At 65.1% G+C, this 20,997-nt stretch carries 22 protein-coding genes; 9 read left to right on the top strand and 13 right to left on the bottom strand.

Annotation, left to right across the window (positions count from 1 at the left end; translation table 11 throughout):
* The first annotated feature begins 28 nt into the window (after positions 1 to 28).
* Both BUQ73_RS10735 and BUQ73_RS10730 read left to right on the top strand, forming a co-directional pair.
* Complete coding sequence (locus tag BUQ73_RS10735) at positions 29 to 934, top strand: LysR family transcriptional regulator (protein WP_079227900.1); 906 nt, start codon at positions 29 to 31, stop codon at positions 932 to 934.
* Positions 922 to 1,743 (top strand): aldo/keto reductase, encoded by an 822-nt coding sequence (locus tag BUQ73_RS10730; RefSeq protein ID WP_079227899.1) that lies wholly within the window; start codon positions 922 to 924, stop codon positions 1,741 to 1,743. The genes BUQ73_RS10735 and BUQ73_RS10730 overlap by 13 nt, the downstream gene beginning before the upstream one ends.
* Before the next feature lie 111 nt (positions 1,744 to 1,854).
* Here BUQ73_RS10730 and BUQ73_RS10725 read toward each other — a convergent pair whose 3' ends face one another.
* From BUQ73_RS10725 to lexA, 4 genes are read right to left on the bottom strand one after another with little or no spacing between them, the layout of a single operon-like run.
* Complete coding sequence (locus BUQ73_RS10725) at positions 1,855 to 4,956, bottom strand: error-prone DNA polymerase (RefSeq protein WP_202818633.1); 3,102 nt, start codon at positions 4,954 to 4,956, stop codon at positions 1,855 to 1,857.
* Positions 4,932 to 6,350 carry a Y-family DNA polymerase gene (locus BUQ73_RS10720; RefSeq protein WP_079227897.1) on the bottom strand — a complete coding sequence of 473 codons (1,419 nt, stop codon included), beginning with the start codon at positions 6,348 to 6,350 and terminating at the stop codon, positions 4,932 to 4,934. Before BUQ73_RS10720 ends, BUQ73_RS10725 begins: the two co-directional genes overlap by 25 nt.
* 6 nt (positions 6,351 to 6,356) lie before the next feature.
* Positions 6,357 to 6,977: a translesion DNA synthesis-associated protein ImuA gene (gene imuA, locus BUQ73_RS10715; protein WP_079227896.1), complete on the bottom strand. Its 621-nt coding sequence runs from the start codon at positions 6,975 to 6,977 to the stop codon at positions 6,357 to 6,359.
* A complete protein-coding gene (gene lexA / locus BUQ73_RS10710) occupies positions 6,977 to 7,594 on the bottom strand; it encodes a transcriptional repressor LexA (protein ID WP_192858694.1) in 618 nt (205 codons plus the stop codon). Before lexA ends, imuA begins: the two co-directional genes overlap by 1 nt.
* Before the next feature lie 95 nt (positions 7,595 to 7,689).
* Between lexA and BUQ73_RS10705 the strand changes: the two genes are divergently transcribed.
* Both BUQ73_RS10705 and BUQ73_RS10700 read left to right on the top strand, forming a co-directional pair.
* Positions 7,690 to 8,352: an HAD family hydrolase gene (locus BUQ73_RS10705; protein WP_079227894.1), complete on the top strand. Its 663-nt coding sequence runs from the start codon at positions 7,690 to 7,692 to the stop codon at positions 8,350 to 8,352.
* A gap of 351 nt (positions 8,353 to 8,703) precedes the next feature.
* Positions 8,704 to 9,432, top strand: coding sequence for a DUF899 domain-containing protein (locus BUQ73_RS10700; RefSeq protein WP_079227893.1), 729 nt, complete (start codon positions 8,704 to 8,706; stop codon positions 9,430 to 9,432).
* Positions 9,433 to 9,437: 5 nt separating this feature from the next.
* Here the strand turns inward: BUQ73_RS10700 and ureG are convergent, their stop codons facing one another.
* From ureG to BUQ73_RS10660, 8 genes are read right to left on the bottom strand one after another with little or no spacing between them, the layout of a single operon-like run.
* Positions 9,438 to 10,061, bottom strand: a complete 624-nt coding sequence (ureG, locus tag BUQ73_RS10695; RefSeq protein ID WP_027916761.1) for an urease accessory protein UreG — start codon at positions 10,059 to 10,061, stop codon at positions 9,438 to 9,440.
* Between the two features lie 11 nt (positions 10,062 to 10,072).
* Positions 10,073 to 10,747: an urease accessory protein UreF gene (locus BUQ73_RS10690; protein WP_079227891.1), complete on the bottom strand. Its 675-nt coding sequence runs from the start codon at positions 10,745 to 10,747 to the stop codon at positions 10,073 to 10,075.
* Entirely contained in the window at positions 10,747 to 11,292 is a 546-nt protein-coding gene (locus BUQ73_RS10685; protein WP_079227889.1) for a HupE/UreJ family protein, read from the bottom strand. The genes BUQ73_RS10690 and BUQ73_RS10685 overlap by 1 nt, the downstream gene beginning before the upstream one ends.
* 23 nt (positions 11,293 to 11,315) lie before the next feature.
* Complete coding sequence (gene ureE / locus BUQ73_RS10680) at positions 11,316 to 11,807, bottom strand: urease accessory protein UreE (RefSeq protein WP_079227887.1); 492 nt, start codon at positions 11,805 to 11,807, stop codon at positions 11,316 to 11,318.
* A 10-nt stretch (positions 11,808 to 11,817) separates the two neighbouring features.
* Positions 11,818 to 13,521 (bottom strand): urease subunit alpha, encoded by a 1,704-nt coding sequence (ureC, locus tag BUQ73_RS10675; protein WP_027916765.1) that lies wholly within the window; start codon positions 13,519 to 13,521, stop codon positions 11,818 to 11,820.
* Entirely contained in the window at positions 13,518 to 13,835 is a 318-nt protein-coding gene (locus tag BUQ73_RS10670; protein ID WP_079227885.1) for an urease subunit beta, read from the bottom strand. Before BUQ73_RS10670 ends, ureC begins: the two co-directional genes overlap by 4 nt.
* Positions 13,836 to 13,854: 19 nt before the next feature.
* Positions 13,855 to 14,157 carry an urease subunit gamma gene (locus BUQ73_RS10665; protein ID WP_027916767.1) on the bottom strand — a complete coding sequence of 101 codons (303 nt, stop codon included), beginning with the start codon at positions 14,155 to 14,157 and terminating at the stop codon, positions 13,855 to 13,857.
* A 9-nt stretch (positions 14,158 to 14,166) separates the two neighbouring features.
* A complete protein-coding gene (locus BUQ73_RS10660) occupies positions 14,167 to 15,000 on the bottom strand; it encodes an urease accessory protein UreD (RefSeq protein WP_079227884.1) in 834 nt (277 codons plus the stop codon).
* Positions 15,001 to 15,272: 272 nt separating this feature from the next.
* Here BUQ73_RS10660 and BUQ73_RS10655 point away from each other — a divergent pair, with 272 nt between their 5' ends.
* The 5 genes from BUQ73_RS10655 to BUQ73_RS10635 all read left to right on the top strand — a co-directional run bounded on the left by BUQ73_RS10655 (position 15,273) and on the right by BUQ73_RS10635 (position 19,487).
* A complete protein-coding gene (locus tag BUQ73_RS10655; RefSeq protein WP_079227882.1) occupies positions 15,273 to 15,650 on the top strand; it encodes a glyoxalase superfamily protein in 378 nt (125 codons plus the stop codon).
* A complete protein-coding gene (locus BUQ73_RS10650; RefSeq protein WP_079227880.1) occupies positions 15,647 to 16,006 on the top strand; it encodes a hypothetical protein in 360 nt (119 codons plus the stop codon). The genes BUQ73_RS10655 and BUQ73_RS10650 overlap by 4 nt, the downstream gene beginning before the upstream one ends.
* A gap of 265 nt (positions 16,007 to 16,271) precedes the next feature.
* Entirely contained in the window at positions 16,272 to 17,291 is a 1,020-nt protein-coding gene (locus BUQ73_RS10645) for a branched-chain amino acid aminotransferase (RefSeq protein ID WP_027916771.1), read from the top strand.
* A gap of 146 nt (positions 17,292 to 17,437) precedes the next feature.
* Positions 17,438 to 18,118 carry a response regulator transcription factor gene (locus BUQ73_RS10640; protein ID WP_079227879.1) on the top strand — a complete coding sequence of 227 codons (681 nt, stop codon included), beginning with the start codon at positions 17,438 to 17,440 and terminating at the stop codon, positions 18,116 to 18,118.
* Complete coding sequence (locus BUQ73_RS10635) at positions 18,096 to 19,487, top strand: sensor histidine kinase (protein WP_079227877.1); 1,392 nt, start codon at positions 18,096 to 18,098, stop codon at positions 19,485 to 19,487. Before BUQ73_RS10640 ends, BUQ73_RS10635 begins: the two co-directional genes overlap by 23 nt.
* A 120-nt stretch (positions 19,488 to 19,607) precedes the next feature.
* On the opposite strand, the gene cysS is transcribed toward BUQ73_RS10635, so the two are convergent.
* On the bottom strand, positions 19,608 to 20,990 hold the full coding sequence (gene cysS, locus BUQ73_RS10630; RefSeq protein ID WP_079227875.1) for a cysteine--tRNA ligase: 1,383 nt from the start codon (positions 20,988 to 20,990) through the stop codon (positions 19,608 to 19,610).
* Between the last annotated feature and the right edge of the window lie 7 nt (positions 20,991 to 20,997).

The raw sequence follows: 20,997 nt of genomic DNA, 5'->3' as shown, positions 1-20,997 counted from the left end.
CTTTTCCAAAACAGCGAGCGAGGCTGTCATGAACGTCAAGCAACTGCGCGCCTTCGTCGCCGTCGCCAAGTACCAAAGCTTCGCCCAGGCCGGTGAACATCTGCATGTATCGCAACCGGCCTTGAGCCTGACCATCAAGGCGCTGGAGGAGAACCTCGGCGGCGCCCTGCTCACCCGCACCACCCGCAGCGTCAGCCTGACCGCCGAGGGCGAGGTGCTGCTGCCCCTGGCCCGGCGCCTGCTGGCCGACTGGGACGACACCGAAGAAATGCTGCGCCAGCGCTTCACCCTGCAGCTGGGTCGCGTCTCGGTGGCGGCCATGCCCGCCTTTGCCGGCAACCTGTTGCCACATTCGCTCAAGGTGTTCCGTCAGCGTTACCCCAAGGTCAATGTCACGGTGCATGACGTGATCAACGAACAGGTGCTGGAACTGGTGCGCCATCGCCGCGTCGAACTGGGCATCGGCTTCGAGCCGGAAAACACCGAAGGCCTGAATTTCCACCCGCTGTACATGGACCGATTCGTCGCCGTGGTGCCGGCCGATTCACCGCTGGCCTTGCAGCCCCAGGCAACCTGGGCGCAGTTGCTGGCTGAGGATTTCATCGCCTTGCAACGCCCGTCGGCGGTGCGCCTGCTGCTTGAGCAGTACGTCGCGGCGCGCCACGGCAAGCTGGCAGTGGCGTTCGAAAGCCACCAGCTGTCGACCATCGGCCGCATGGTCGCCAGTGGCCTGGGCGTCAGCGCGGTACCGGCGCTGTGTATCAACCAGATGCAGGAGCTCGGCGCACGTTGCGTGACACTGGTCGAACCTGCCGTCGAACGGCGCATCGGCGTGATAGCCCTGGCCGACCACAAGCTTTCCACCGCAGCCCAGGCGCTGCTCGAAGTAGTGCTTTCCCACACTCAGACTCCGGAGGTGACATGCGTTACGTGAAACTGGCAGGTTGCAACGTGCCGGCCATTGGCCAGGGCACCTGGTACATGGGCGAGGACCCGGCCCGCAAGGCCGCCGAAGTGGCCGCCCTGCAACAAGGCATCGAACAGGGCATGACCCTGATCGACAGCGCAGAAATGTATGCCGAGGGCGGCGCCGAGGAAGTGGTCGGCCAGGCCATTGCCGGGCGCCGCGACCAGGTGTTCCTGGTCAGCAAGGTCTACCCGCACAATGCCAGCCGCCGTGGCGTGCCTGAAGCCTGCGAACGCAGCCTGAAACGCCTCGGCACCGAGGTGATCGACCTGTACCTGCTGCACTGGCGCGGCCAGTATCCGCTGGAGGAAACCGTCGAGGCGTTCGAACGCTTGCGCGAGCAGGGCAAGATCCGCCGCTGGGGGGTGTCCAATTTCGATGTCGATGACCTGCGCGAACTGCATAACCCGCAATGCGCCACCAATCAGGTGCTGTACAACCCGGCGCAGCGCGGCATCGAGTTCGACTTGTTGCCGTGGAGCCGCCAGCGCGGTTTGCCCACCATGGCCTACTGCCCACTGGCCCAGGCCGGGCGGCTGTTGCAACACCCGGTGCTGAGCGAGATCGCCGAGCGCCATGGGGCGACGCCGGCGCAAGTCAGCCTGGCGTGGGTGACACGGGAAAATGATGTGATTGCCATTCCCAAGGCGGTGTCTGCGGAGCATGTGCGGTTGAATGCGGCTGCCGGGGCGTTGACCCTCACCCTTGAGGACTTGCGGGCGATCGACCGGGCATTCCCGGCGCCGACGCGCAAGCAGCATCTGGCGATGGTCTGACAGACCGAGTTGGCTTCTTCGCGGGTAAACCCGCTCCCACAGGTAACGTGGAGGGCTGCAATCCTGTGGTGATCCTGTGGGAGCGGGCTTGCCCGCGAAGAAACCATCAAGTCAGTGAAAATCTCGGCTCTTCACATCCAGCCCTTGCAGCAAGGGGCTGATGTCCTCCAGGCGTCGGGCAATCAGATGCCGCACCCCGTTCTCTAGCTCCAGCCGCCCGCTCACCTTGAGCAGCTGCGAGCCCACCAGCGCCCGCCGCTGGCGCTCGGCCAGGTCACGCCAGACCACCACGTTGACCATGCCGAACTCGTCCTCAAGTGTGACAAAGGTTACGCCACTGGCGGTCTGTGGCCGCTGCCGCCCCACCACCAGCCCGGCCACGGCAATCGCATCACCCTGCTCGACACCCGCCAGTTCGCCGGAACTGCGGCACCCCAGCGCCCGCAACCGTGAACGCAACAGCCGGAGCGGATGCGGGCCCAGGGTAGTCCCCAAGGTAGCGTAATCGGCAACCAGGTCTTCGCCAACCGTTGGCACGGGCAATGACACCGCCGCTTCCGGCAGCACCTGCACCTCGGCGAACAGCGGCAACTGCGGCTGCACCGCCGCCACCTGCCAGCGCGCCTGGTGGCGGTCACGCGCCAGGGCACGCAGCGCCCCGGCATCAGCCAGCCGGGCGCGGGCACGGCTGTCGAGCCCGGCGCGCAGGCACAGGTCTTCGACATCCCGCCAAGGGCGCTGCGCCCTCGCCTGCTCCAGCCGGCGGGCATCCGCCTCACTGAAACCACGCACCTGGCGCAAGCCAAGGCGCAGGGCAAGGGTGCCTTGCGGGTCAGCCTCCAAGGTGCAGTCCCACTCGCTATGGAACACATCCACGGGACGGACCTCAATCCCTTGCCGCCGCGCCTCCTGTAGCAGCTGATCCGGGCTGTAGAAGCCCATTGGCCAGCTGTTGACCAGCGCGCAGGTGAAGATCGCCGGCTCATGGCACTTGAGCCAGCTGCTGGCGTAACACAGCAAGGCGAAGCTGGCCGCGTGCGACTCGGGGAAGCCGTAGCTGCCAAAGCCTTTGATCTGCTCGAAGATGCGCTCGGCGAATGCCAGGTCGTAACCGTTGCGCAGCATGCCTTCGACCAGGCGCTGGCGATGGGGCTCCAGCCCGCCGTGGCGCTTCCAGGCAGCCATGCTGCGGCGCAGCTGGTCAGCCTCGCCGGGGCTGTAGTCGGCGGCAACCATGGCCAGTTCCATCACCTGCTCCTGGAACAGCGGCACGCCCAGTGTGCGCTCGAAGACCTCCTTGAGTTTTTCCGAAGGGTAAGTCACGGGCTCCTGCTTGAGGCGCCGGCGCAGGTAGGGGTGAACCATGTCACCCTGGATAGGCCCGGGCCGCACGATGGCGACTTCGATCACCAGGTCATAGAAGGTGTTGGGCCTGAGCCGCGGCAGCATGGCCATCTGAGCCCGCGATTCGATCTGGAACACACCCATGGTTTCGGCGCGGCTGATCATTGCGTAGGTGGCCGGGTCTTCGCCGGGGATGGTCGCCAGGGTCAGCTGCCGACCGCGGTGCTGCTGCAGCAGGTCGAAACAGCGGCGCAAGGCGCTGAGCATGCCCAGGGCCAGCACATCGACCTTGAGCAGGCCGACCATGTCCAGGTCGTCCTTGTCCCACTGGATCACCGTGCGCTCGGCCATGGCGGCGTTTTCCACCGGCACCAGATGGTCCAGCGGCTGTTCGGAAATGACGAAGCCACCCGGGTGCTGGGACAGGTGACGTGGGAAACCGATCAATTCACCGGCCAGTACCAGAATGCGCCGCAGCGACGGGCTATCCGGTTCGAAACCAGCCTCTGCCAGCCGTTGCGGGTCCGGGATGCGGTCGCTCCAGCGGCCGCAGCACTTGGCCAGGGCATCCACCTGGTCGGCCGGCAAGCCCAGCACCCTGGCCACATCACGCACAGCCCCGGCAGCGTGATAGGTATTGACCACGGCGGTGAGTGCAGCGCGGTGCCGGCCATAACGGCGGAACACATACTGGATCACCTCTTCACGCCGGTCATGCTCGAAATCCACATCGATATCGGGCGGTTCGTTACGCTCGCGGGACAGGAAGCGCTCGAACAGCAAGCGATGTTCCATCGGGTCGAGCTCGGTGATGCCGAGCACGAAACACACCACCGAGTTGGCTGCCGAGCCACGGCCCTGGCAGAGAATGTGCTGACTGCGGGCAAAGGCGACAATGTCATGCACGGTCAGGAAATAGCTCTCGTAACTTAGCTCCTCGATCAATGCCAGCTCCTTGTCCAGCACCGCGCGCACCTTGCAGCTCGGCCCCGCCGGCCAGCGCAGGGGCAAGCCCCGCTCGCACAATTCGCGCAGCCAGCTGGCGGGCGTCTGGCCCTCGGGCACCAGCTCGCGCGGGTATTGGTAGCGGAGTTCACTCAAGTCGAACTGGCAATGCTCGGCGATGACCAGGCTCTCGGCAAGCAGGTCTGTGGGGTACAGATCGGCCAGTTGCGCAAGCGTACGCAGGTGGCGCTCGCCATTGGCGAACAGGTATTGCCCTGCTTCGGCCACGTTGCAGTGCTGGCGGATGGCGGTCATGCAGTCCTGAAGCGCACGCCGACCGCGCACGTGCATGTGCACGTCACCGCAGGCCACCGCGCGTATGCCCAGCTGCGCCGCCAGTTCGCGCAAGCGCGCCAGGCGCCGCTCATCATCGCTGCCACGGTGCAGGTGTACGCCCAGCCACAAGCGCTCGGCGAACACGCCGCGAAGCCAGCGGCCAGTCGCCAAGTCGCTGGGATCGTCGGCAATCCACAGCGCCAGCAAACCCTCATGGTGTTGCTGAAGGTCGTCAGCGAACAACTGGTAGTCACCTTTCTCGGCCCGCCGTCGCGCACGGGTGATCAAGGCGCACAGGTTCTGGTAGCCCGCCAGGTTCTGCACCAGCAAAACCAGTTTGGGGCCGCCCTGCAGGCGCATTTCGCTGCCGACGATCAGGTGCAACTGCTGCGCCTTGGCAGCCTGCCAGGCGCGAACGATACCCGCCAGGGTGCATTCGTCGGTGATCGCAAGGGCCTGGTAGCCCTGCTCGCTGGCACGGCGGAACAGCTCTTCGGCGCTCGATGCACCGCGCTGGAAGCTGAAGTTGGACAGGCAATGCAGCTCGGCGTAACCCGCGGTATTCATGCAAACCAGCCCTGCAGCCATAAGGGGCCAGGTTGAGCCAGGTCCTGATAGGCCCAGCCGCGCAAGCCGTCGCGGGTTTCGATGCGATAGTAGTCGCGGCGCACGTCACCACCGTCCCACCAGCCCGACTCGATGCGTTCGGCCTGGCCCAGCAGTGTGTGGCCAGTCGCGTCCAAGGCCTGCGGTGTGGGCAGCAACCAGCCAGGGCGGCTACCGGGCAAAGCCGGCAGGCTGCCCTGGGCGCCCTGCTCCGCCTGCTGCCAGGCGCATTCGGGGCGATGGTCGGCCTCGGCACGCAGCCCCTTCACGGCGTCATCACCCAGCCGCGCCCGCAAGCGTTCGCGCAGTTGCTCCCAAGGCTGGGCCTGCTTGGCGCGGGGGTCGAACAGCGCCTGGTGCTGGGGTACGAAGGCTGGCAGGTCGTCGGCGACCAGCCGCAGGTTGCGCACAGGGGCCGGGATGCGCAGCGGCTCCAGGCGCCCGCGGGCCAGTTCGAACAGCATGGTAGCGTCGCGCTCGGCGGCCAGCAGGCCTACCTGCACTTTAGTGTCCGGCCCTTCGACGTGCTCCAGATACAGGCAGAAGCGCTGCACACCGCAGTCGCGCCCGGCGAGGAAGGCAGCCAGGTCATTGAGCATGCGCCGCAGCGGGAACAGCAAGGCCTGGTGCGATTCGACGTCGAAGTTGAGTTCCAGCCGTGTTTCGAAGCGGTCCGGCGGCTGATAGAAGCCCAGCCCCATGGAGCGCAGGCCGAGCAACTGGTCCAGGTGCAACTGCACCTGGGCGGAAAAACGCCTGGCCAGCGCATCGCGCGGCAAGGCCAGCACCTGCCCCAACTGGCGCAGGCCCATGCGGGCAAAGGCTTCGGCAGCGTCCGCTGGCAAACCGACCCGCTCGATCGGCATGCGCGCCAGCGCAGCCCGGGTCTGCTCGGCGCAGGTCAATGCCAGGCCGTCATGGCCGTTGGCAAGCATGCGGGCTGCTACCGGGTTGGTGGCCAGCACGATGCGCTGGCGCAAGCCCAGTGCTGCCAGTTCCTCGCGCAGTCGGGCCTCGAACAGCGGCCAGGGGCCGAACAGTTGCAGACTGGAGCCAACTTCGAGCAACAGGGCACGTGGGTAATGAAGGCTCACCTGAGCACTGAACCGGTAGGCCCAGGCTGCCAGCAACTGCTGCAGTTGCTCGATGCGGGCCGGGTCAGCCTCGACACACTGGAAGCCATCGGCCAGGGCCCGTGCGGCGGTCAGCGTCTGCCCCGCACGCAGGCCAAGCGCCGCTGCAGCTGGATTGACGGCTTGCAGCAAGCGACGCTGAGCGGGGCCGCCGATCAGCACCAGTGGTGTATCGGCGTCGTCACGCTCGCGCAGGACCGAGTCCAGCGCCAGCTGTGGCAGGAGAATGCAGGCCCAGAGCATGTTGCATCAGCCCCGCCCTGGGCAGGCGATTGGCATGGCCGGTGGCATGCCGCCACGGCACTTGAGTACGCGCCATTGCGCCGGGCGCGTATCCACGGCAATACGCAGCGCAGCAGGCGAAGGATTGTGCGCAGCCTGTTGCGGCCGACAAGCGAAGGCCAGTGCCTGCCCGGTCTCGGCAGCCACCTGCAGGCGGCGCAGGGCGCGGTCATCGGCACGCTCAGGCCAGCACAGCACAGCCGCGCATCTGCCGGAACGCAAGCACTGTTCGGCCGCCCACAGGGCATCGGCCTGCTCGGCATCGACTTGCACCAACCAGCGCAGGTCGACACCGGCGGCCTGCCAGGCCGGCGCATAGGGAATGAACGGTGGCGCCACCAGCACCACCCGCTCGCCATTAGCGGTCAGGCGTGCCAGGGAAGGCCAGAGCAGTTGCAGTTCGCCACAACCCGGGCTGGCCAAAAGCAGTTCACTGAGGGCAGCTGGCGGCCAGCCGCCATCCGGCAGGCGTTGGTCGAGCATCGCGTGGCCAGTGGGTTGCAAGCCGGCCGGCCGCGCATGCCCCGGGCGGCCGCGCCAGACCTGGCGCTGGTCGAGCAGCCGATCGAGATCGACTACCGCGCCCATCAGTCGCGCCTCAGCAGGCCACAGAACACGCCTTCGATGAAGAACTCGTGCTCTGGCCCGACGTCGATCGGCGCATAGGCCGGGTTGCGCGGCAACAGCCGGTAACCACCGGGCTGGCGCTGCAGCCGCTTGATGGTGACCTCGCCGTCCAGGCGCGCGACCACGATCTGGCCATCACGAGCCTCGCCCTGCTGGTGAATGCCGACCAGGTCACCGTCAAAGATGCCGTCGTCGACCATGGAATTACCGCGCACCTTGAGCAGGTAATCCGGAGTGCGACGAAACAGGCTGGGGTCGAGCAGCAATTGCTCGTGAATGCCCAGGTCCGGGCCGATCGGTGCACCGGCCGCCACCTGCCCCAGTACGGGAATTTCGAGGATTTCTGGCCGGCGCAGGGGCTCGGCCAGGCGAATGCCCCGCGCCTGGTTTGGCGTGACATCGATGTAGCCGGCCTGGCACAACGCGGTGATGTGCTTGCGCGCAACGCTGCGCGAAGCGAAGCCAAAGCGGCTGGCGATATCGGCCAGGCTCGGTGGCTGGCCGTGTTCGGCAATGCGCTCGCGAATGTATTCCAGGATTGCCCGGCGTTTTGGGGTGAGATTGTCCATGGAGTACATTTGTACTCTTTTCGGCGTACGCTGAACAGCCCCCTTTGTCGCCGGGTTTGGTTATCATCCCCGGGCTTTTGTTTTTTTGATTACCTGGATACCTGATGCTGACTGCCCTGCTGTTCGATCTCGATGGAACCTTGACCGACACCGACACCCTGCACTTGCAGGCCTTCCGCCAACTGCTTCACGACTATGACGGCCGCCAGCTTACCCATGAACAGTTCGATGCCCAGGTCAGTGGCCGGGCCAATGGCGAACTGTTTGCCGAATTGTTTCCACGTGCCGATGCAAGCGAGTGCCAGGCACTGGCCGACCGCAAGGAAGCGCTTTTCCGCGAACTGTCACCCGTGCTGCAACCCATGCCAGGCTTGCTGCGCCTGATGGACCATGCGCGAGCCTGGGACATCGGCATGTGCGTGGTGACCAATGCGCCACGGTTGAATGCCGAGCACATGCTGACGGCCATGGGCCTTGGGGGCCGCTTCGAGCATGTACTGGTGGCCGAAGAGCTGGCGCGGCCCAAGCCTGATCCACTGCCCTACCTGACCGGGCTGCAGCGCCTGGAAGCGGTGGCAGGCGAAGCGCTGGCGTTCGAGGACTCGTTACCGGGCGTGGCCGCTGCGAGCGGGGCCGGGATCTTCACCGTGGGGGTTGCCACTACCCAGACGCCGGAGCGGTTGCTGGCGGCCGGAGCAAAACTGGTGGTGAAGGATTTCAATGATCCACAGTTGTGGGCGCTGATCGAGACCATGTGCTCGCCATGAATGAATGACTGGGGCCGAGATCGAGCGCCGCCCGCGCGGCGCATCGCGGATAAATCCGCTCCTACGTTTGTTACAACGTGCCGAACCTGTAAAGCCATGGTTGCCCGCCCTGGTGCATGTCTTGAGCCTTGCAAACAAGGCTAAAAACCATGGCCTCACAGGCATGGCCACGTTGCAACAACCGTAGGAGCGGATTTATCCGCGATGCGCCGCGCGGGCGGCGCTCGATCTGACAGGCGCCACAAATTTCCAGCCAGGCACACCAGACCACTCATCGCCCATCTGCCACGGCTGTCGATTCCCCTCCTTTCGAATCGACCAAGGTGTGAACCCCCTTGCGGAGTCAGCACCATGAGCACCCCCGATCAGAAACACCCGGTCGCCTCACGCGACCAATGGCTGGCCGCTCGCCGCCAGCTGTGGCTGCACGAAAAGGCCTTCACCCACCAGCGCGACGAACTGGCGGCCGCCCGCCGTGCCCTGCCCTGGGTCCAGGTCGAACAGCCCTACCGCTTCCAGGGCCCTGATGGCGAGCTGAGCCTGGCCGACCTGTTTGCCGGGCGCAGCCAACTGCTGGTCTATCACTTCATGTTTGCCGAGGGCTGGAACGAAGGCTGCCCAGGTTGCTCGTTCCTTGCCGACCATTTTGACGGCGCCAACCTGCATCTGGCCCACCACGACGTCTCGCTGGTCGCCGTGTCACGTGCGCCCTACCCTGAATTCCAGGCCTTCCGCCAGCGCATGGGCTGGCGCTTCCCCTGGTATTCCTCGCACGCCAGCGGCTTCAATGAAGACTTCGGCGTCAGCGTCGGCACCGAGGGCCAACGCCAGTACAACTATGAGCCGTACACCGGCAACGAGGCCGAGCTGCCAGGCTTGAGCGCCTTCTACAAAGACCCGGACGGCACGCTTTATCACACCTATTCCACCTACGCCCGCGGCCTGGACATCCTGGTCAACACTTACAACTTCCTAGACATCGCCCCGCTGGGCCGCAACGAAGCCGGGACCATGGACTGGGTGCGGCACCATGATCGCTACACGGAGCAAACCGGCAAACCGCACTGCTGCCACGACTGACGGAGTCAGCCCCTGACGCCCAGCATGCCCCGCTCGACGATGAAGTCGATCACCGCCTGCAGGCCTTCGCCCTTCTTCAGGTTGCTGAACGTCCAGGGGCGCTGCGGGCGCATGCGCTGGGTGTCACGCTCCATCACTTCAAGCGAGGCACCGACGTAGGGCGCCAGGTCGGTCTTGTTGATCACCAGGAAGTCCGATTTGGTGATGCCGGGGCCGCCCTTGCGCGGGATCTTCTCGCCCTCGGCCACATCGATGACGTAGATGGTCAGGTCGGCCAGCTCAGGGCTGAAGGTGGCGCTGAGGTTGTCGCCGCCGCTTTCGACAAAGATCACTTCGAGGTTGCCGAACTTGCGTGCCAGCGCTTCGACGGCGGCCAGGTTCATCGAGGCATCTTCGCGAATGGCGGTGTGCGGGCAGCCACCGGTCTCGACACCGACGATACGTTCAGGCTCAAGGGCACCGGCCTCGGTGAGGATGCGCTGGTCTTCCTTGGTATAGATGTCGTTGGTGACCACGGCGATCTGGTAGTGATCGCGCATGGCCTTGCACAGGCATTCGAGCAGCGCGGTCTTGCCGGAGCCGACCGGGCCGCCGACACCGACGCGCAGGGGTTGCTGATAGCTTTGCATGTAGGCAGTCCTCAGGAACGGAACAAACGGGTGTATTGGGTTTCGTGACGCGAAGAAGCGATTGCCAGCAGTGGCAGGCCACCGCCGAGCTGGTCATCGGCCAATGCCAGTGCCTGCTCCAGCACGCCGGGCAGTTCGGCGCCCAGGTCGCGCAGCAGGGTCTGCGCCGCCTGCTGGCCGAACGGCACCAGTTTGACCCCGGCCATTACCGCTCCCTCGAGCCAGGCAAAAGCATGGCCGAGGGCGAGTTGACGCAGCGGGATCTGCCAGTGCGCGGCGAGCCAGGCCATGCCGCCGAGCTGGCTGAGCTCAATACTGGTGCGCCAGGCCGGGTCCTGGCCCAGCTGCCAGCCATCGAGCAACCGTGCCAGGGCCGAGCCGCGCTGCTGCTCTTCAAGGCGCAGCTCGGCAGTTTCGCGGTTGGCCAGCAAGAAGCGGCTCCAGCGGGCGAACGCGTGTGCATCATTGGCCTCGCAAGCGCGGTACAGGCGCGCCAGCACCGGCCAGTCCAGGCAAGCCAGGGTGTCGTGCATCTGCTCGCGCTGCCAGGCGCCGAAACCGGCGGTGTCGCGCACCCAGCCAGCCTCGACGGCCCACTCCAGCCCTTGCGAATAGGTGAAGCCACCTACCGGCAGGCCGGGGCTGGCCAGCTGCAGCAGGCGCAGCAGTGCCAGGTCGCTGTTCATCAACCGGCCAGCACCAGCGCTGCACCGGCCAGCATGCCGCCGCCGAAGGCTTTTTGCAGGCCGCTGTGGCGGCGCAGCAAGCAGCCGACTGCAAAGCCGCACGCCAGCAGCAGGCCGCTGACAGTGACAAAGCCGGCACTGAACATCCAGAACGCGCTCGGCGTGGCTTCGACACCATGGGCCCAGCCATGGAACAGGGCGAACACCGGCATGGCCAGGGCCAGCAGCAGTTGGCGGCTGGGCAGCAGCACGGCGGCAGCTGCGACCAGCACCGACACAGCGATCATTGTCTCCATGCCCAGCACGTCGCCGAACAGGTGGCCGCACACAGCACCGGCGAACATCGACGCCAGGGTTGCCAGCGGCAGGGCCAAGTTGCGCCGGGTCAGCGCGGCGAGCACGCCGGTGCCGAGCAGCATCAACAGGTGGTCGAGGCCAGTCAGCGGGTGCAGCAGGCCGTCTTGCAGCGGGTTGCCGTCGTGGCCGGGGTGAGCGAAGGCCGGCAGCGCGACCATCAGCAGGGCAAGGGCGAAGATCTTTTTCATTGTGGTCTCCTTGATAGAGAGGTTCAGGAATAGGCAGGCAGGCGCACGAACGGATGGTCGCTGCCATGGCTGTGACTGTGGCTGTGCGGTGCGCTCTGGTAGGCGCCGGCTTCCGGCTCGAACGGTGCCTGTTCGGCTTGTACCGTCAGGCCCAGGCCGCGCAACATGTCGTCGAGCACGTGATCGTGCTGGTAGCGCAAAAGGCCCGGATCGATCTGCAGGGGAACGTGGCGGTTGCCCAGGTGATAGGCAGCACGGGCCAGCAGATGCGCATCGTCGCAGCGCACCGTCGACACCGTTTCAGGTGCAGCCAGCACGCGAATCACCTGGCTTCCTGCAGCATCGGCGAGCAACTCGCCGCCGCGCAGCAGGTGGCCACGTTCGAGCATCAGGCCGGCTTCGCGGCCGTCGTCGAGGGTCACGCGCAGGCGGCTTTTTATGCGGCTGTCGACGTCCAGGGTCACGCTGCCGGTGACGGTATCGGATGCCTCTATCCGGCGGGTCAGGACTATCATCTTCACTCCTTCAGAACAGGAAATAACGCTGCGCAAGCGGCAGTTCACTAGCCGGTTCGCAGACCAGCAACTCGCCGTCGGCACGTACCTGGTAAGTCTGCGAATCGACTTCGATCACTGGCTGCAAGGTGTTGTGGACCATGTCGGCCTTGCGCACCCGGCGACAGCCGTGCGCCACGCCGATCAGGCTCTGCAGCCCCAGTTCCTGGTGCAGGCCACGGTCCATGGCGGCCTGGGGCAGGAAGGTCATGCGCGTGGCGTGGCGGGCCGCGCCCATGGCGCCGAACATCGGCCGGTAGTGCACAGGCTGCGGGGTCGGGATCGAGCCGTTGATGTCGCCCATCGGCGCAGTGGCGATCATCCCGCCCTTGATCACCAGGGCCGGCTTGACCGCGAAGAAAGCCGGCGCCCACAACACCAGGTCGGCCAGCTTGCCCACCTCCACAGAACCGACTTCATGGGCGATGCCATGGGTCAGCGCCGGGTTGATGGTGTACTTGGCGATGTAGCGCTTGACCCTGAAGTTGTCGCTGTAGCCGGTGTCCGGCGCCAGCGGGCCGCGGCGCAGCTTCATCTGGTGCGCGACCTGCCAGGTGCGCAACACCACTTCACCGACCCGGCCCATGGCCTGGGAGTCGGACGAAGTCATGGCGAAGGCGCCCATGTCGTGGAGGATGTCTTCGGCGGCGATGGTCTCGCGGCGGATGCGCGACTCGGCGAACGCCACGTCCTCGGCAATGCTCGGGTCCAGGTGGTGGCAGACCATGAGCATGTCCAGGTGCTCGTCGACGGTGTTGACCGTGTACGGCAGGGTCGGGTTGGTCGAGGACGGCAGCACGTTGGCCTGCCCCGCCGCACGGATGATGTCTGGCGCGTGGCCGCCACCGGCACCTTCGGTATGGAAGGTATGGATGGTGCGGTCGCCGATGGCGGCCAGGGTGTCTTCGATGCAACCCGACTCGTTCAAGGTGTCGGTGTGGATCGCCACCTGGATGTCCATCTCTTCGGCCACGCCCAGGCAGCAGTCGATGGCGGCCGGGGTCGAGCCCCAGTCTTCGTGCAGCTTCAGGCCCACCGCACCAGCGGCGATCTGCTCGCGCAGCGCTTCAGGGCGCGAGGCGTTGCCCTTGCCCAGCAGGCCGATGTTGATCGGCAGGCAGTCGGCAGCCTGGAGCATGCGCGCCAGGTACCATGGCCCCGGTGTGCAGGTAGTGGCGTTGGTGCCGGTGGCCGGGCCGGTGCCGCCGCCGATGAAAGTGGTGACGCCGCTGGTCAGCGCCTCCTCCACCTGCTGAGGGCAGATGAAGTGGATATGCGAGTCAATGCCGCCTGCGGTGACGATCTTGCCTTCGGCAGCGATCACTTCGGTGCCGGGGCCGACCGGCACAGTCACACCCGGTTGCACATCGGGGTTGCCGGCCTTGCCGATAGCCGCGATGCGCCCATGCTTGACGCCGATATCGGCCTTGACGATGCCCCAGTGGTCGATGATCAGGGCATTGGTCAGCACCAGGTCCATGGCCTCGGCGGCGAGCATCTGGCCCTGCCCCATGCCGTCGCGGATGACCTTGCCGCCACCGAACTTGACCTCTTCACCGTAGATTGTGAAGTCTTTCTCGACCTCCACCCACAGCGCAGTGTCGGCCAGGCGCACACGATCGCCGACGGTGGGGCCGAACATGTCGGCGTAGGCCCGACGGGAAATACGGCTCATGCCATGCCCTCCAGTGCGCCATTCACCTTGCCCTGGAAGCCATACACTTCGCGCTTGCCGGCGTAGGCCACCAGTTGCACGGTGCGCGACTGGCCCGGCTCGAAGCGCACGGCGGTACCGGCCGGGATATCGAGGCGAAAACCACGGGTCGTTGCGCGCTCGAACACCAGCGCATCGTTGACTTCGTAGAAGTGGTAGTGCGAACCGACCTGCACCGGCCGGTCGCCGTGGTTGGCCACGCTGACGCTGACCGTGTCACGGCCGACGTTGAGTTCGATGTCGCCAGCGGCGACCTGAATTTCACCTGGGATCATGCTGGGCTCCTGCTCCAGGTCAGACGATGGGGTCGTGCACGGTCACCAGCTTGGTGCCGTCGGGGAAGGTCGCCTCGACCTGCACGTCATGCAGCATTTCGGCAACGCCCTCCATGACCTGCTCACGGCCGATCACTTCGCGGCCCAGGCTCATCAGCTCGGCCACCGTGCGGCCATCACGGGCGCCTTCGAGCACCGCGGCGCTGATCAGCGCCACGGCCTCCGGGTAGTTGAGCTTCAGGCCACGGGCCAGGCGCCGTTCGGCCAGCAGCGCGGCAGTGAACAGCAGCAGTTTGTCTTTCTCTCTCGGGGTCAGCTCCATGGCGCTCTCTCAAGTGGCCCAGATGCGCGGCGGGCACGCGGCCAGGCCGAGAACGGCCGGGCGCAGTACATGCCAGAGGCGCTGCAGGGTGTGTTGCAGGTGTTGGTTGTCGTGATCAAGCAGGCGGACCACCAGCAGCGGGCCGAGCAAGGTCGCGCCTGCGGGGGTATCAAGTTCATCGAGCAGCGCTCGCACCTGCTCCAGCACGGCCGGGGTCGCGGGCGATGCGCAGAAGGTGGCGACCAGCGGGTGGCCACCGACCTTGGCCAGTTGCCCACCTGCAATGCGCAGGCGCTCGTGCAGGCCAGGGTCGCCGGGCAACTCGATGCACAAGCGGCTGTCCAGTGCACCCAGCTCGAAGCGCTCGTTCATCACTGGCCGGCCCAGGCACAGGGTTTCCCAGGCCAGCAGCCTGGCACCGGGTTCGAGGGTGAAGCGGCTGTCGAGGCTGGCGCGGGCGCCGTTGAAGAAGATGCTGTCCTGGGGGAGCCATTCCAGCGTGCTGCCGGCCTCCAGATGAAAGCGCTGGGCCAGCCGCGCGGTGGGGCCGATGCTGCGGTAGAACTTGCTGGCCCCGGGCATGGTCAGCAGCGCGTGGCTGCCCGGTTCGAGGTGGATGTCCAGCTCCAGCCGGTCACCGGCGACAATGCCACCCGGCGGATGCAGCACATAAACGTGGCACGGCGCGCCTTCCGGATAGAACGGGCGCTGCACCAAAAGCGGGCCGAAATGGCGGCGCGCACCAAGGCGGGTCACGCCATTGCGCTCGACGAAGCGCAACTGCAGGTGCGCGCTCCAGCCGGCGTCCTGTTCCGATGGTTCGATCTGCTCCGCGAGCGACATCCTGCGGCCCCTTGATTTCCGTGGCCTTGCGGCCGTTTAGAGGGTCATGCGCATCACCGCTGGGTGATAACGGGCTGACCACTCGATCAAATTTCGCTGGCTGGATATAGCAGGTTGCGGGCCAACTACGCAGGTGAATGAAGATGAAACCTTCACGGCGAAGGCTCTGGCATGGGGCATGCCGGCCGGCTGCGCACATTGCGGGGGCGGCGCTTGGCCCTGTTTCGGTGCTGCGCTAAAGTCTTTGATTTGCCATCGGCCAAGGAATCGCCATGCCACTCGCCCCCGCCATCCCGGTCCTGCGGATCTTCTCGGTCGACAAGGCCAAGGAGTTCTACCTCGATTTCATGGGCTTTCAGCTCGACTGGGAGCACCGCTTCAGCCCGGACCTGCCGCTTTATGCGCAGATTCACCGCGACGGCCTGATCCTGCACCTGAGCGAACATCACGGCGACGCGTGCCCCGGCTCCACCGTATTCGCCCGCACCGAAGACCTGCTGGCGCTGGAGCGCGAACTGCTGGACAAGCAGTACGGCTATGCCCGCCCCCACGCAGAACGGGTCGACTGGGGCTTGCAGATGCAGATTCGCGACCCGTTCGGCAACCTGTTGCGCTTCTGCCAGCAAATTGAAGACGAGGCTGCCCAGTGAAAGCCATGAGCAAACGCGACCTGGCGCGCCTGGAGCGCGAATTGGTCGCCTGCCTGACCGAGGCCTGCGAAACCGCAAAGGCCGAGATCGTCGGGTTCAGCTGGCTGACCCATCGGCTGGACCCGGAAGATTTTCCGGCCAGCCTTCGTATTACCTGGGTGTTCGAGCGCGAAGCCGATAAAACCGTCGCGCTGGCGGGTGCGGCCAAGGGGCGAATGCTGGCGCTGACAGCCAAGGCGCTCGATGAAGCGGGCGTGACACTGGATCACGTGGTTTGGCATGTGCGCTTCGACAGTGAAGAGGCCTGCAGCCGCAGCCATGCCGGGGACTGGAACAGGCGCCTGCAGCAACGCTGAAGCTGGATGAGCCTTGTGTTGCCTGGGCCGGCCTCTTCGCGGTCAAGCCTGCTCCCACAGGTCATCAACAGGCTTCAAGACTTGCACAGTACCTGTGGGAGCGGGCTCGCCCGCGAATAGGCCGGGCCAGACAATCGAGATCTTCCAGTTAATGGCCAATTCGTCACTGGCCGTTCCCGATCCGCGACGGATGTATTATCGTGGCGAGGTGCGCATATAACAGCAGCCTGAGCGATCGGGCACTTGCAAGACAATCGAGGGTGTCATGAGTAACGAAAGCATTAACTGGGACAAGCTGGGTTTCGACTACATCAAGACCGACAAGCGCTACCTGTCCGTATGGCGCAATGGTGAGTGGGACAAAGGCACCCTGACCGAAGACAACGTGCTGCACATCAGTGAAGGCTCCACCGCCCTGCACTATGGCCAGCAGTGCTTCGAAGGCCTCAAGGCCTACCGTTGCAAGGATGGCTCGATCAACCTGTTCCGCCCTGACCAGAACGCCGCGCGCATGGCCCGTAGCTGTGCCCGCCTGCTGATGCCGCAGGTGCCGACCGATGTCTTCATCGAAGCGTGCAAGCAAGTGGTCAAGGCCAACGAGAAGTTCGTCCCGCCACACGGCAAAGGCGCCCTGTACCTGCGCCCGTTCGTCATTGGCACCGGCGACAACATCGGCGTGCGCACCGCCCCCGAGTTCATCTTCTCGGTCTTCGCCATCCCGGTTGGCTCGTACTTCAAGGGCGGCATGAAGCCGCACAACTTCCAGATCTCCAGCTTCGACCGTGCCGCCCCTCAGGGCACAGGCGCAGCCAAGGTCGGTGGCAACTACGCTGCCAGCCTGCAACCAGGCGCTGAAGCCAAGAAGGCCAACTTCGCCGACGCCATCTACCTCGATCCACTGACCCACACCAAGATCGAGGAAGTCGGTTCGGCCAACTTCTTCGGCATCACGGCCAACAACGAGTTCGTCACCCCGAAATCGGCCTCGGTATTGCCGGGCATCACCCGCCTGTCGCTGATGGAACTGGCGCAATCGCGCCTGGGCCTGACCGTGATCGAAGGTGATGTCGAGATCAACAAGCTCGACCGCTTCATCGAAGCCGGCGCTTGCGGCACCGCCGCGGTGATCACCCCGATCGGTGGCATCGAGTACAACGGCAAGCTGCACGTGTTCCACGACCTGGAAAAAGTCGGCCCGGTTACCCAGAAGCTCTACAACGAGCTGACCGGTATCCAGAGCGGCGACGTCGAAGCACCGGCTGGCTGGATCGTCAAGGTCGCCTGAGCCGCTGCGCTACGCTGATGGACGGGGCATGTCAGACACTGGCATGCCCCGTTTTGTTTTACCCTGCGTAGATGAATTTTTCTTAAATCGCCGTTTGGCTATTCTTTGGCACAATCAAGTCTCCAAATAGACGCCCAGGAACGAGCATGCCACGCGTACTGACCATCGAAGACGACGCCGTCACCGGCCAGGAAATCGTCGCCGAACTCTCCAGCCACGGTCTGGATGTGGATTGGGCCGACAACGGCCGCGAGGGCCTGTCCAAGGCCATTGCCGGCGGTTACGACCTGATCACTGTCGACCGCATGCTGCCCGAGGTCGATGGCCTGACGATCGTCACCACCCTGCGCAACCTTAAAATCGCCACCCCGATCCTGATGATCAGCGCCCTGTCCGACGTCGACGAGCGCGTGCGCGGCCTGCGTGCCGGTGGCGACGACTACCTGACCAAGCCGTTCGCCTCCGACGAGATGGCCGCGCGGGTCGAAGTGCTGCTGCGGCGCAACAGCGTGCCCATGACCCAGACCCGCCTGCAGGTCGCCGACTTGCAGCTGGACCTGATCAGCCACGAGGCGCGCCGCGGCGAGCACACCCTCAACCTGCTGCCCACCGAGTACAAGCTGCTGGAATACCTGATGCGTCACAGCGGCCAGGTGATCACCCGCATGATGATCTTCGAGGAAGTCTGGGGCTACCACTTCGACCCGGGCACCAACCTGATCGACGTGCACATCGGTCGCCTGCGCAAGAAGATCGACTCCCCCGGCCAGTCGCCACTGATCCGTACGGTACGGGGCTCGGGCTATGCCATTGCTGAACCCGTCTAAGGGCTGGAGCTCGTCCACCAGCCGCCTGTTGGCGCTGTACAGTTTTCTGTTCGTGGCCTGGAGCAGCATCCTCATGGGGGTGCTGTACTTCGAAGTTTCCAGTTATCTGAACAAGCTCACCCGCCACTCCATGCTGCAGCGCCAGCACTTGTTCGCGCACATGAGCGGCAAGCAGCTGGACGACGCCCTGATCGCCAGCCAGGCGTTCGAAGAGCGCAGCTTCGATGCCTATGGCCTGTTCGATGACCAGTTCAACCCGGTGGGCGGGCGCATTCGTTCCATTCCGCCGGACCTTGGCCTGGACGGCAAGGTGCACGAGCTCAAGCGCTGCCTGGACGCCGACGATCCGCACATGCCACGTGACAGCTGCGATGCGGTGGCGATCAAGGTGCAGGATGGCCGCTGGCTGGTGCTGTTCCGCGACAATGGCTCGCTGTTCGTGGTCACCCGGATCATCCTGCATGCGCTGCTATGGGGTATTTCGCTGACCCTGATTCCGGGGTTTGCCGGTTGGTACCTGCTGCGCCGCCGCCCGTTGAAGCGCATTCGTGCCATTCAGGCCCAGGCCGAGCTGATCGTCGCCGGCGACCTCACCCACCGTTTGCCGCTGTCGACACGCCGCGACGAGCTGGACATGCTCGCCGACATCGTCAACGCCATGCTCGACCGCATAGAACGGTTGATGCACGAGGTCAAAGGCGTCTGCGACAACATCGCCCACGACCTGCGCACTCCCCTCACCCGCCTGCGGGCGCAGCTGTACCGCATTCGCCAGCAAAGCGCGCATGACTCGCCACAGGCCGAGGCGCTGGACCAGGCGATCGGCGAGACTGACACGTTGATGGCGCGCTTCCGTGGTTTGCTGCGAATCAGCGAGCTGGAGGATCGCCAGCGTCGCGCCGGCTTCGTTCAGCTAGACCCGCATGATCTGCTGGTGGAGCTGCATGACTTCTATCTGCCGCTGGCCGAGGATGGCGGCATTCGCCTGAACCTCGAACAGCCTGCGCAGTTGCCGGCACTGCATGGTGACCGCGAGCTGTTGTTCGAAGCCCTGGCGAACCTGGTGGGCAATGGCATCAAGTTCACGCCCGAAGGCGGTCGGGTTGCCATCAAGGCGACAGAGGATGAAACAGGCGTGCACATCGCCATCGAAGACAGCGGACCGGGGATTCCCGAAGAGGAGCGGACTGCGGTGCTGAAGCGCTTCTATCGCAGCGAGGAAGGCCACCGCCACTCCGGGTTCGGGCTGGGGTTGTCGATCGTTGCGGCGATCGTTGACCTGCACGGGTTCGGACTGGAGATTGGCGAGAGCGAGCTGGGCGGGGCGAAACTGGTGTTGCACTGCCCGCTTGCCGGGCTGGCCAAGTAGTATCAGGGGCTGCTTTGCAGCCCTTTCGCGACACGAGGCCGCTCCTACAGGGGAACGCATATCCCTGTAGGAGCGGCCTTGTGTCGCGAAAGGGCCGCAAGGCGGCCCCAATTACGCCGATCAGTCAGCCAGACGCCAGGTAGTGGCACCCTTGCTGTCTTCCAGCACCACACCCATGGCCGTGATCTGGTCACGGATACGGTCGGACTCAGCCCAGTTCTTGTCTGCACGCGCCTGCAGGCGCGCTTGGATCAAGGCTTCCACTTCAGCCGCATCGACCTTGCCCTCGGCACCGGCACGCAGGAAGTCATCGGCCTCCAGCTGCAACACCCCCAGCACATCACCCAGCTCACGCAGGCGAGCGGCCAGGCCCGCCGCCGCATCGACATCGCTGTCACGCAGGCGGTTGATTTCGCGCACCAGGTCGAACAGCACGGCGCAGGCTTCCGGGGTACCGAAGTCATCGTTCATCGCCACGCTGAAGCGCTCGACGAAGGCTTCGCCACCCTTGGCGGCAACCCGCGGCAGGCCGCGCAGGGCGTGATAGAAGCGCTCCAGGGCGCCCTTGGCATCACGCAGGCTGTCTTCGGAGTAGTTGATGGCGCTGCGGTAGTGGCTGGCCACCAGCAGGTAGCGCACCACCTCCGGGTGGTACTTGTCGAGCACATCGCGGATGGTGAAGAAGTTGTTCAATGACTTGGACATCTTCTCGCCGTTGATACGGATCATGCCGCAGTGCATCCAGGCATTGGCGTACTGCTTGCCGGTAGCCGCCTCGCTCTGCGCGATCTCGTTCTCGTGGTGCGGGAACTCCAGGTCGCTGCCGCCACCATGGATGTCGAAGCTCTCGCCCAGGCAGCAGGTGGACATCACCGAGCACTCGATGTGCCAGCCCGGACGGCCAGGGCCCCACGGCGAATCCCAGTACGGCTCACCCGGCTTGACGCCTTTCCACAGGACGAAGTCGAGTGGGTCCTGCTTGGCCTCGTCGACCTCGATGCGGGCACCGATGCGCAGGTCTTCGATCTTCTTGCGCGACAGTTTGCCGTAGCCGACGAACTTGCCTACCCGGTAGTACACGTCGCCGTTGCCCGGCGCGTAGGCGTAGCCCTTGTCGATCAGGGTCTGGATCATCGCGTGCATGCCGGCGATATGGTCGGTGGCACGCGGCTCCAGGTCCGGCTTGAGAATGTTCAGGCGGCGCTCGTCTTCGTGCATCGCGTCGATCATGCGCGCGGTCAGGGCGTCGAACGCCTCGCCGTTTTCGTTGGCGCGGTTGATGATCTTGTCGTCGATGTCGGTGATGTTGCGCACGTAGGTCAGGTCGTAGCCGCTTTTACGCAGCCAGCGGGTCACCAGGTCGAACGCCACCATGCTGCGGCCGTGGCCAAGGTGGCAGTAGTCGTACACGGTCATGCCGCACACGTACATGCGCACCTTGTTGCCATCCAGCGGCTTGAAGGCTTCCTTGGTCTTGCTCAGCGTGTTGTAGATGGTAAGCACGGCGATT

The sequence above is a fragment of the Pseudomonas putida genome, from assembly GCF_002025705.1.
In the GTDB taxonomy this organism is placed as follows: Bacteria; Pseudomonadota; Gammaproteobacteria; order Pseudomonadales; family Pseudomonadaceae; genus Aquipseudomonas; species Aquipseudomonas putida_J.
This window is presented reverse-complemented; position numbering and strand designations above follow the sequence as displayed.